General features: G+C 57.0%; 8 protein-coding genes. 6 read left to right on the top strand and 2 right to left on the bottom strand.

The features are described from left to right. Positions 1-168: 168 nt before the first annotated feature. Positions 169-1,038: a phosphate ABC transporter substrate-binding protein gene (locus tag QZL67_RS02370; protein ID WP_022289176.1), complete on the bottom strand. Its 870-nt coding sequence runs from the start codon at positions 1,036-1,038 to the stop codon at positions 169-171. A gap of 242 nt (positions 1,039-1,280) precedes the next feature. Between QZL67_RS02370 and QZL67_RS02375 the strand changes: the two genes are divergently transcribed. From QZL67_RS02375 to QZL67_RS02400, 6 genes are all read left to right on the top strand, one after another. After that, complete coding sequence (locus QZL67_RS02375; protein ID WP_022289177.1) at positions 1,281-2,102, top strand: sulfite exporter TauE/SafE family protein; 822 nt, start codon at positions 1,281-1,283, stop codon at positions 2,100-2,102. Positions 2,103-2,114: 12 nt separating this feature from the next. Beyond that, positions 2,115-2,828 carry an aspartate/glutamate racemase family protein gene (locus QZL67_RS02380; RefSeq protein WP_022289178.1) on the top strand — a complete coding sequence of 238 codons (714 nt, stop codon included), beginning with the start codon at positions 2,115-2,117 and terminating at the stop codon, positions 2,826-2,828. Between the two features lie 200 nt (positions 2,829-3,028). Then, positions 3,029-4,252, top strand: a complete 1,224-nt coding sequence (locus QZL67_RS02385; protein WP_022289179.1) for a dicarboxylate/amino acid:cation symporter — start codon at positions 3,029-3,031, stop codon at positions 4,250-4,252. Between the two features lie 274 nt (positions 4,253-4,526). Beyond that, positions 4,527-5,030, top strand: coding sequence for a DUF2798 domain-containing protein (locus tag QZL67_RS02390; protein WP_022289180.1), 504 nt, complete (start codon positions 4,527-4,529; stop codon positions 5,028-5,030). Positions 5,031-5,285: 255 nt separating this feature from the next. Continuing rightward, positions 5,286-6,923: a Na/Pi cotransporter family protein gene (locus tag QZL67_RS02395; protein WP_022289181.1), complete on the top strand. Its 1,638-nt coding sequence runs from the start codon at positions 5,286-5,288 to the stop codon at positions 6,921-6,923. Positions 6,924-7,143: 220 nt separating this feature from the next. Then, on the top strand, positions 7,144-7,743 hold the full coding sequence (locus QZL67_RS02400; RefSeq protein WP_022289182.1) for a hypothetical protein: 600 nt from the start codon (positions 7,144-7,146) through the stop codon (positions 7,741-7,743). A gap of 78 nt (positions 7,744-7,821) precedes the next feature. On the opposite strand, the gene QZL67_RS02405 is transcribed toward QZL67_RS02400, so the two are convergent. Next, a partial coding sequence (locus QZL67_RS02405; protein WP_292919706.1) for a hypothetical protein occupies positions 7,822-9,061 on the bottom strand: 1,240 nt, incomplete at its 5' end.

The raw sequence follows: 9,061 nt of genomic DNA on the forward strand, positions 1-9,061 counted from the left end.
GGATTCCTGTCCGCGCTCACGCCGGACACTGGCGGCAAATACTCCGCCGGACAATTTGCGTTCCATTTCCATGTCAAACTCCTTTTTCACGGGAATAGCCTCCACCCTGACGTGGGCGGAGGCATCCCGGAGGGGGCACAATTCGTGATGTGTTGGTGACCGGTTTTCTTACTGGGCCACGGGCACCGCGCCGGCGTTCTTGATGAGGTCGTTGGCAGCGGTGGAAGTAGCAAAGTCGAAGAAGGCCTGGGCCTGAGCGCTCAGCTCGGTGCCGTCCTTGGTCACCAGGACGAAGGGACGCTGAATCTCATAGCTGCCGTCCAGAACGGTGTCCTCAGTGCAGGCAACGCCGCCCACAGTCAGAGCCTTGATGCCATCCTGGCCTTCCACAGCAGACAGGGAAGCATAGCCGATGGCGTTGGGGTTGCCCTTCACGGCCTCGATCACAGCGCCGGTGGAGGTCAGCTCCTGGGCCAGTACGCAGGTGTCCTCGGTGCCGGTGATGGACTCGAAGCCGTCCCGGGTGCCGGAACCAGCCTCACGGCCGATGCAGGAAATGGTGCCGGCGTCGCCGCCAACCTCGCTCCAGTCGGTGATGGCACCGGTGAAGATCTGGGCAATCTGGTCAACAGTCAGGTCAGCGACCTTGCTGTCGGCGTTGACAATGATGGCGATACCATCCAGAGCCACGGTGGTGCCCACCAGGCCGGCAGAGGTCTCCTCGTCCTTCAGAGCGCGGGAGCTCAGGCCGATATCGCAGGTGCCGTTCTTCACAGACTCGATGCCGGTACCGGAACCGGTGGCATCATAGGTGACAGTCACGCCCGGGTTATCCGTCATGAACTGCTCGCTCAGAGCGCCGATCACGCTCTCCATAGAAGTGGAACCATTGGTAGAAACAGAGCCGCTCAGCTCGGTCTGGGTATTCTGATCATCGGTGGAAGCGCCGTCATCGGTGGCAGCATCATTGCTGCCGCAGCCGGCCAGCAGGGACATGACCATCGTCAGGCTCAGCAAAGTTGCAAATACTTTTTTCATCGAAATAATCTCCTTTTTGTTATATGTCTGGTGCTTTGTGCCACGGTCATAGTATAGACAGCCGCAAGTAAAATCCGTCACCACGCGATTGTTAAGTCCATGTAAAATCATATTTTTTCTTGTTAAATCCGGAAAATTCCGGCTCCGCAGGGTATCTGCCGACATCCCGCCTTGATTTTGTGGGGTCCGCCTGCTAGAATAAAGAAGATTTTGTAAAATAGACGCATCAGGAGGCTGCACCCATGAATCCCATTCTTTCCCTGCTCACCGATGTGACGGTGGACGGCTTTGCACTTTGGATCGTGCTGCTGATCTGCGTCGGCGTGTTCCTTGGCTCCTTTATGGATGCCATCGCCGGCGGAGGCGGCATCATCACCGTCCCCACCTACCTTATCGCCTTTTCTCGTCTGCCGGCCTATTACGCCCTGGGAACCAACAAGCTCTCCTCCGGCATCGGCACCGTGTTCTCCACTGCCCGCTTCATTAAAAACGGTCTGGTAGACTGGAAACTCTTTACCCCCGCTGTGGCTCTGGCACTGATGGGATCGGTGGCAGGCACCTGGCTCCAGCATCATACGCCGGACGTAGTCCTGAAATATCTGCTGCTGGCGGTGCTGCCGGTGGTGGCTTTCGTTACCCTGCGCAACCGCAGCTGGCCGGACCAGCCCGGCGAGATGGATTTCCATGTCCGGGCTGCAATTGTCTGGATTGCGTCGTTTATCATCGGTGGATATGACGGCTATTACGGTCCCGGCACGGGGACATTTTTGATGCTGGTCTTCATCCGTCTTGGAAAGATGGACACCCGGCACGCCGCCGGCGGTGTAAAGGTCATCAACTTGGCTTCCAATCTGGGCAGTCTCTTTACCGCGTTGGCCGGCGGCTATGTCTATATCGGTGTGGGGCTCATCTCGGCCGCCGCAGCCATTGCCGGCCACTACCTGGGTGCGGGCCTGGCCATCAAAAACGGCAGCCGCATCGTCCGCCCCACAGTCATCGTCGTACTGCTGCTGCTGGCCGTAAAAGTCGGCAGTGAGCTGCTGTTTCCAGAATTCTGGAATTAAGGAGGTTTTTCTGTGAACACGCAAAAAAAATCCATCGGTATTCTGGGCGGCATGGGGCCGCTGGCCACTGCGGATCTTTTCCGAAAGATCGTTACCCTCACCGATGCTGCCCGGGACAATGACCACATCCGTATTTACATTGATGACAACGCCTCTATCCCGGACCGGACAGCGGCCATTCTGGAGGACGGTCCCTCCCCGCTGCCGGCCATGACTGACTCTCTGCGGAAACTGGAGGTCTGCGGAGCCGACTGTTTGATCATGCCCTGCAACACCGCTCACTACTTCCTGCCCCAGCTGCAGTCGCTGACGAAGGTGCCCTTCCTCAGCATGCTCCAGGCCACTGCCGCGGCATGCCGGGCGCAGTTCCCCAATGATACTGCCGCCGTGCTGGCCACCCGGGGCACCCTGAAGGCCGGTCTCTACCAGCAGGCTCTGACGGATGCCGGCGTCTCCTTTTTGATTCCGGAAGATGACGAGCAGGACGCCCTGATGCGGGTCATCTATGACGGCGTCAAGGCAGGACGGGGACCGGAAACCTATGGGGCAGATCTGGAAGCCGTGGTGGATGCGCTGCGCCGCCGGGGTGCCGGATACTTTATTTTGGGCTGTACGGAGCTCCCATTGGCGGCGGAGCAGATGGGTCTCACAGCCCCCACCGTGGACCCCACTGTGGAACTGGCCAAAGCCGCCATCCGTTTTTGCGGCTATTGTGTCCGAAAATGACGGCAGAAAAGCCTCTGATTTGGCAGATTTGTTAAATCAGAGGCTTTATTTTGTCGAGACCTTTATGAGAACCTACGCTTTTTTGCGCTTGCCTTTACACAATCTTCAATTTTGGCTATAATGTGAACAAAGAGACAGTGCATGAAGACTGTCTGTTCTTTTCAAGAGAGATCTGAGAGAAATTGAGAGAGGTGTTTTGAATGAAGAAAAAACTGTCCCTCCCCGTGCAGATTTTCATTGCACTGCTGCTGGGCATCGTAGTGGGCCTGATCTGCTACTTTGCCGGACTAGGAGACTTCACCGCCAATTACCTGAAGCCTTTTGGTGATATTTTCGTCAACCTGCTGAAGTTCATCGTAGTTCCCGTGGTGCTGTTCTCCATGATCGACGGCATCATCTCTATGGGTGATATGCGGAAAGTAGGCTCTGTTGCCTGGAAGACCATTGTCTACTTCATGTGCACCACCGCCATTGCCTGCGTGATCGGTCTGATCCTGGCCAACCTCTTCAACGGCGCAGGACTCTTTCCCACCCTCTCCACCGAGGGCGTCACCTATGAGGCCAGCGAATTCGGCGGCTTCATGAGCGTGCTGGTGAGCATTTTCCCCTCCAACATGTGGGTGTCCTTCACGGAGGCCAACATGCTGCAGGTCATTGTCATTGCCCTGTTCTTCGGCGGCGCCATTCTGGCCGCTGGTGAGAAGGCAAAGCTGTGCCGGGATATTGTCACCTCCTTCTACGCTGTCATCGAGCGGCTGATGGCCTTCATCATCAGCCTGAGCCCCATCGGCGTGTTCACTTATATGTCCTGGGTGGTGGCCACCCAGGGCGTCGAGATCCTGGGCTCTCTGGCGCTGGTGATCCTGTGCGCCTATATCGGCTACGTGGTCCACGCGGTCGTGGTGTACTCCTCTGCCGTTCGGGTCTTTGCCGGCATCAGCCCTCTGCGGTTCTTCAAGGGCGCTTCCGCGGCCATGATGTTCGCCTTCAGCACCACCTCCTCTGCCGCCACCATTCCCGTTTCCAAGGAGTGTGCGGATGAGATGGGCGCCGATCAGGATGTGGCTGCTTTCGTGCTGCCTCTGGGCGCCACCATCAACATGGACGGCACCGCCATCTATCAGTGTGTGGCTACCATTTTCCTGGCCACCTGCGCCGGCATGCACCTGGGGCTTGGGCAGATGGTGACCATTGTCATCACCGCCACCCTGGCCTCCATCGGCACCGCCGGTACTCCCGGCGCCGGCATGGTCATGCTGACCATGGTGCTCACCGCCCTGAACATCCCCGTGGACTATATCGGCCTGATCGTGGCTGTGGACCGGCTCTTCGACATGGGCCGCACCTGCATGAACGTCACCGGCGATATCTCCTGCACGCTGTGCGTTTCCAAGTGGGAAGGCAAGCTGGTCAAGAAAAACTAAAGGCGGGTCCTTCGACTGCCGGCGGCCGTATCCGAAATGGGTACGGCCGCTTTTCATCTTTCTGCTTCCATCTGCGAATCGCTGCACGGGCCGCTTCTTTTCCCCATGCGCATATTGCCAAGGAAGTGCGGACTTTCCAGCGGGAAACTTCGTGCATCATTTCCTTTGCGTCTTTCTGAATTTTCGCGTATGATGAACTTAAACGCGCAGTGCCTGACACGTAAGTCCAGTTGCACTGCGCGTTCTTTCTATTTGCTGAAAGGAGCCGTGCCAAATGCCAAAGAACAAATTTCAGGAAGTGGTCTTCACCATACTGATGTGCTTTTTTATGGTGCTGGCCATGGAGCTTTACAACGCCTCTTTGCTGCGGGGCGGGCTCTCCGGTGCGTGTGTACCCCAGGCCCTGTCGGAGATGCGCTTTATGCTGCCGCTGTGCTTTGTCACCAGCTTCTTTCTGATGGATCCTCTGGCGCAGAAAATCGCCTTTTCCCAGGTCACTCCTGGCTTGGATCACCCGCTTTTTGTAACGCTGGTCCGTGCCGGTGTCACAGTATGCCTGATGTGCCCCTCCATGAGCTTCTGGGCCACGCTGATCTTCCATGGCGTCAGCTGGTCCTTCCCCGCCCAGTGGCTCCAAACCGTGGCCTGTAACTTCCCTATGGCGCTTTGCTGGCAGGTTTTCTTCTGCGGTCCTCTGGTCCGGCGGATCTTCCGTGCTCTGTTTCATCCCGAAGCCGCTCCCGCCTGCCCTGCGGAGAAGGAACAGCCCCATACCTGACCTGAGAGGATATTTAAAAACGCCTGCAGCCGGTTCTCCCGGCGCAGGCGTTTTTTTCCAGAATGTACGGCATCAATATTTTATTAAGCATTGAACCATTTTCTTGACAGGATTCCCTTCTTTCTTTATTATGTAATAGGCAAATTGTGCGGAATAACTCACGACCCGATGATTGCGAGCTATTCCGCTTTTTTTGCGGAGATTTCCGCTTTCCACATCCCGATATAACTTCATCCACAAAGGAGACGATCAACCATGGACATCACTCATTTTCTAAGTCTGCTGGGCGGTCTGGCGCTGTTTCTTTACGGTATGCAGATGATGAGCACCGGACTGGAGGCGGCGGCAGGCAACCGCATGAAGCAGATTCTGGAGAAATTGACCGCGAACCGCTTTCTCGGCGTAGCTGTGGGTGCGGGCATTACTGCGGTCATCCAGTCCTCCTCCGCAACCACCGTCATGGTGGTGGGCTTTGTCAACTCCGGCATGATGACGCTGCGGCAGGCCGTCTGGATCATCATGGGCGCCAACATCGGCACTACCATCACCGGACAGCTGATTGCGCTGGACGTGGGCGCGATGGCGCCGCTGTTTGCCTTTATCGGCGTGGCGATGGTGGTATTTTTGAAAAAGGCCGTTTTCCACCACTACGGGCAGATCATCGCAGGCCTTGGCATCCTCTTTTTGGGCATGGACATGATGAGCTCTTCCATGTTGCCCCTGCGGGAGTCGGAGGCCTTTATCAGCCTGATGACCCGGTTCAGCAATCCGCTGCTGGGCATTTTGGCCGGTGCGCTGTTTACCGCCATCATCCAGTCCTCCTCCGCCTCTGTCGGCATTTTGCAGGCGCTGGCGGGCAGCGGTCTGATCAGCCTCTCCAGCGCGGTTTATGTCCTTTTTGGTCAAAATATCGGCACCTGCATCACCGCTGTGCTGGCCTCCATCGGTACCAGCCGCAACGCCAAGCGCACCACCATCATCCATCTGCTGTTCAACATCATCGGCACTGTGCTCTTTACCACCATCTGCATGTTCTTCCCGCTGACGGATCTGGTGGAGAGCTTCACCCCCAGCAATCCGGCGGCCCAGATCGCCAATATGCACACGCTCTTCAACATCACCACCACGATCCTGCTGCTGCCCCTGGGCAATCAGCTGGCGGCCATTGCCACCCGCATCCTGCCGGAGCGGGCCTATGAGGACAGCCAGACCCAGAAGCTGCTCTACATCAAGCCGCTGGACACCCTGCCGGATTCCAAGATGGGCAACTCCGCCATTGCCGTCAACAGCCTGCGCCAGGAGCTGAGCCGGATGGCGGGCATGGTGGAGCACAACGTGGACGAGAGCTTTCTCGCTGTGCTGGACGGCAAGGCAGAGCGGCTGCCCGGGGTGGAAAAGACGGAGGACTACGTGGACTATATCAATCGGGAGGTCACCAAATATATCTCCCGGGTCATCACCTATGAGAACAACGCCCGGGATTCCGCCCTCATCAGCGCGTATCTGAAGATCTCCAGCGATCTGGAGCGGATCAGCGACCACGCCATCAATATCTGCCAGTACACCCAGATCCTGGAGTCCCGGCAGCTGAACTTCTCTGAGGGCGCCCGCCGGGAGATCACCCAGATGCGGGAGATCAGCCTGAAGGCCATGACTCTGGTCAAGGACCTGGACGCCGTTTCTCTGGATGCTCTGACCCAGGTTTCCGCCCTGGAGCAGCGGATGGACGACATGACGGTGGATTTTCGCCAGCACCAGCTGGACCGGCTGCAAACCGGCACCTGCTCCGGCGAGACCTGCATCCTCTATTCCGAAATGCTGACGGACTTTGAACGCATCGGCGACCACATTCTCAACATCTGCCGGACGCTCACCTCCGCCTGCCAGCTGTAACTCCGGCTCTGACGCAAAACACCCGAGGCCCCCTGTATGGAGGACTCGGGTGTTTTTTTGCGGCAGTTGCACGCTGGCGTGCAACTATGGCACTGTCAAACTCTTTCTGGGGAGTGCAGCGGTGCCGGTCCTCCCCACCCCATCCGCCCACAAGTCCGCGCCGTCGCCGCCTGAACTTCCATTCTAAACAGATTGATTCTGAAACCGGAAAGGAGTTCTTATGCAGCAAACGGAAAACTATGCGCTGAATCAGTGGGACCCGGAGGACCGAATCCTGCGTACCAATTTCAACGCTGACAACGCGAAGATCGACGAGGCCATTGCGGCAGTGCGGGACGCCTGCCCCATGGCAAAGCTAGTGGACAAGATCATTTCCTCTGACACCGCGCAGGTGGACCTGGACCTGAGCGCCTTTGATTTGACCAAATACTATGAGCTGTTTTTCTACTTCACCAGCGGAACCGTGACCGTCGGAGACGCAGCCAGACAGGTGTCTGTGCGATGCAATGGGTTGAGCAGCGGCTACTGCGGTAAAGACGGGTATGGCTGGGCGTATCTCATGACATTCCCCTTGTTCGGGACCGATATGCCCGGCGCCTTCCGTGGGCAGATCCTGCTGGGCAGCGGTGCCCTGGTGGGGATCCAAGACAGCTGCAGATGGACAGACAGCAGTGATCTCCGCTATACTTCTCTGGGTAATAACTGCTGCACCCTGCGGCTCAGTGCCGCCAGTCTGCGGAAACTGAATTTTTACGTTAAGGAAGAAGACGGCCTGCTCGCCGCCAACAGCCGCATCACTCTGTATGGAGTTAAAAAATAATCTGTTAGCACAGCAAAAGACCCGCCCCAAAAGGGGCGGGTCTTTTGTGATCAAAACACGGATGTGTTTTTAATCAGATTAGGCGTTAGCCGCGCTGATAGTAGCCTGGGAATCAGCAGCGCCCATCACATAGGTGAGGGTAATGCTCTCGTTCAGAGCAGCAGCCTTCGCGCCAGTGGCAGCAGTGCCGCCGGTGACACCAGTCAGAGTGATGGTGTCGGCGCCGGAGAGAGCAGCGGTCTCGGTGGTGATGGTAACAGTCACGACCTCGTCCTTCTGAGCATACTCCTTGTCAACCTTAGCAGAGTACTTACCAGACCGACCGGAAGCCTCCAGAGTGGCGGGAGCGGTAACCTTGTAGTAGCCGGTCACGATGACAGAATTGTCAGCAACCTTATCGGTGCCATGAGAGGTCAGCTCAACGGGCTTACCGTTGACCATGAAGTAGGTCTCGGAAGCAGTCTTCAGGGAGTTCAGCTGAGTGGTAGCGTCCACCAGCTGATCCTTGCCGTTCACGGAAATCTTCACAGCAGCCTTAGCAGCATTCGTGGAAGAATCCCAAGTGTAGGTGGTCTTGTTGGCCATCTTGAAGGTGTAGGTAGCACCAACGCTGGAGATCTCCTCCACGGTGGAGTTCTCACGCTTCTCGATAGCAGCGATCACCATGTTGCGCACGTCAACAGCAGTGCTCTTGTCCAGCACGTTGGTGTAGACCAGAACAGAGTTGACAGTGTTGCCGCTGTAGCTGACGTTGTAGTCAGCAGCGTTGACGTTGGTCTGGGTATCGTCAGCCTTGGCGTTCTCGCAAGCGGTAACAGCCACGAAGACGATATCGCCATCCTCAACGTACACGTCAGCGGTCACGTCGCCCTTCTCGATAGCAGCGGTCAGACGAGACACAGAGGTGATGTCGTTGGAGTAGACGTCAGCCTTCTTGTCGGTGTTGTCGCGGGTATCGATCACGGTAGCATCGGCAGCGGAGGTAGCAACGAACTCAACAGAACCAGCCTTACCAGAAACGGTGGTGTTCTTGGTGGAGTCGAAGACCACGCCGGAAGCATAGCCGTCATCACCGCTCTCAACCTCGCCAGCAGTCAGAGCATAGCCGGTGCTGGTCTTCAGATCATAGATGCCGTCCTTATCGACGGTGTAGGTGTAGAAGCCCTGAGACTCCTTGTCCTCGATGGTAACAGTCTCGCTCTTCATGTCCTTCATGAAGTACAGCTCCACAGAGTAGCCGTCCTTCACAGAGGTCTTGGCATCGTCAGTCAGGTAGACAACGTCGTCCTTGTTGACAGCGCCATCCAGCTTGGTAGCC

The organism is Oscillibacter sp. CAG:155, assembly GCA_000436875.1.
Taxonomy (GTDB): Bacteria; Bacillota; Clostridia; order Oscillospirales; family Oscillospiraceae; genus Oscillibacter.

Excerpts from the sequence above, each read along its gene's own strand:
- QZL67_RS02395 (WP_022289181.1), top strand. The coding sequence starts at position 5,286 with ATGGACATCACTCATTTTCTAAGTCTGCTGGGCGGTCTGGCGCTGTTT.
- QZL67_RS02400 (WP_022289182.1), top strand. The coding sequence starts at position 7,144 with ATGCAGCAAACGGAAAACTATGCGCTGAATCAGTGGGACCCGGAGGAC.
- QZL67_RS02370 (WP_022289176.1), bottom strand. The coding sequence starts at position 1,038 with ATGAAAAAAGTATTTGCAACTTTGCTGAGCCTGACGATGGTCATGTCC.
- QZL67_RS02375 (WP_022289177.1), top strand. The coding sequence starts at position 1,281 with ATGAATCCCATTCTTTCCCTGCTCACCGATGTGACGGTGGACGGCTTT.
- QZL67_RS02385 (WP_022289179.1), top strand. The coding sequence starts at position 3,029 with ATGAAGAAAAAACTGTCCCTCCCCGTGCAGATTTTCATTGCACTGCTG.
- QZL67_RS02390 (WP_022289180.1), top strand. The coding sequence starts at position 4,527 with ATGCCAAAGAACAAATTTCAGGAAGTGGTCTTCACCATACTGATGTGC.